The sequence below is a fragment of the Pseudomonas sp. AP19 genome, from assembly GCF_001728855.1.
GTDB classification, from domain to species: domain Bacteria; phylum Pseudomonadota; class Gammaproteobacteria; order Pseudomonadales; family Pseudomonadaceae; genus Aquipseudomonas; species Aquipseudomonas fluorescens.
The window spans coordinates 1-914 of record NZ_LXJP01000144.1; the positions used below are offsets into that span (position 1 = coordinate 1).

General features: G+C 63.5%; 2 protein-coding genes. Both read right to left on the reverse strand.

Annotated elements, in window-relative coordinates; all coding sequences use genetic code 11:
* On the reverse strand, positions 1-83 hold an 83-nt coding region (locus tag A7D21_RS35715), incomplete at its 3' end, for a sugar phosphate nucleotidyltransferase (RefSeq protein ID WP_141718333.1).
* Between the two features lie 2 nt (positions 84-85).
* On the reverse strand, positions 86-914 hold an 829-nt coding region (gene rfbD / locus A7D21_RS34030; protein WP_069553855.1), incomplete at its 5' end, for a dTDP-4-dehydrorhamnose reductase.

The window sequence follows — 914 nt, forward strand, 5'->3', positions numbered from 1 at the left end:
AATTGCTTGGAGATTGCCAAGGTTGCAGGGTGCAGGCGTGTGCCTGAACCACCGGCCAAAATGATTCCTTTACGTTTAAGCATGTTCATTTCTCTAGAATTTCTTTAAGCATCCGTGCCACGCCGTCCTGCCATTCAGGCAGGCGCAGTGAGAAGGCATTCTGCAGTTTTTGAGTGTTGAGTCGGGAGTTGCCCGGGCGTTTGGCCGGCGTCGGGTAGGCCGCGGTGGTGATCGCGCCCACCTTGGCCGGTTCGACCTTGAGCTGCACGCCAGCCGCTTGCGCCTGTTCGAGCACGAAGCGGGCATAGCGGTGCCAGGTGGTCTCACCTGCGGCGGCGAGGTGATACACCCCGCTCAACGACGGGTTCGAGCCCAGAGTGCGGATCGCGTGCGCGGTGACGTCGGCCAGCAGGTCCGCCCCAGTGGGCGTACCGAACTGGTCGTCAATCACGTTCAGGCTGTCGCGCTCAATGGCCAGGCGCAGCATGGTCTTGGCGAAGTTGTTACCGCGCGCTGCGTAGACCCAGCTGGTACGCAAGATCAGGTGCGCACAGCCGCTGGCCTGGATGGCCTGCTCGCCCTGCAGCTTGGTCGTCCCGTAGACGCTCAGCGGGCCGACCGGGTCGCTTTCCAGCCACGGCGTGTCGCCGGTGCCGGCGAACACGTAGTCGGTGGAATAGTGCACCAGCAAGGCGTTCAGCTTCAGCGCCTCGGCGGCGAGTACCGCCGGGGCTTCTGCGTTGACACGCAGGGCCTGGGCGGGCTCGCTTTCGGCTTTGTCGACGGCGGTGTAGGCCGCTGCATTGACGATGACGTCAGGTGCAAACCGTTGCACGGTGGCGGCCAGACCCTGCAGATCATTGAGGTCGCCGCAGTAGTCCGGGCTTTTTGAGTCGAGCGCAAGCACTTGGCCC